This is a genomic window from Pseudoalteromonas sp. Angola-7 (assembly GCF_028599255.1).
Taxonomy (GTDB): Bacteria; Pseudomonadota; Gammaproteobacteria; order Enterobacterales; family Alteromonadaceae; genus Pseudoalteromonas; species Pseudoalteromonas atlantica.
Map to the genome: position 1 here is coordinate 1 of NZ_JAQREL010000041.1, position 525 is coordinate 525.

At 53.7% G+C, this 525-nt stretch carries 1 protein-coding gene; it reads right to left on the minus strand.

The annotated features are described in order from the left end of the window. A partial coding sequence (locus PSH50_RS21000; RefSeq protein ID WP_273610072.1) for an Ig-like domain-containing protein occupies nt 1-525 on the minus strand: 525 nt, incomplete at both ends.

The window sequence follows — 525 nt, forward strand, 5'->3', positions numbered from 1 at the left end:
CAATGCTGTACGGCCCTTCTGCAAGTGCCGTCGGTACTTCCACTGAGAAGTTGCCGCTCGCATCCACGGTGGTGGTAAAGGTTTGCTCTGCCCCTAAATCATCGATAACCGTAAAGGTGATCACGGTGCCTTCAACCGCATCACTGGTGCCGCTTAGGGTTGGTGTAACATCGTTACTTGAACCTGGGCTGGTTAAATCAAGTGTTGGCGCAATGGTATCAACCTCCCCTGCACCTGTGGCGGTCGCTGTGTTACCCGCGGCATCGCTTACGCTTGCACTTACGGTAAAGTTGCCCTCAGCAAGGGCTGTTGTAACCGGCACTGACCATGTACCAGTTGCGCCTACTGTGGCGGTAATGGTTTGCTGTGCACCGGCATTGTCTGTCACAATAATTGTGACTTCACTGCCTTGTGGCGCATCACTTGTGCCGGAGATCGTCGGTGTTGTGTCGTTGCTAACGCCGTTATCTGTAATAACAAGGCTCGGTGGGGTTAAATCAATCTCACCGGTTTCGCTCGCGCTGC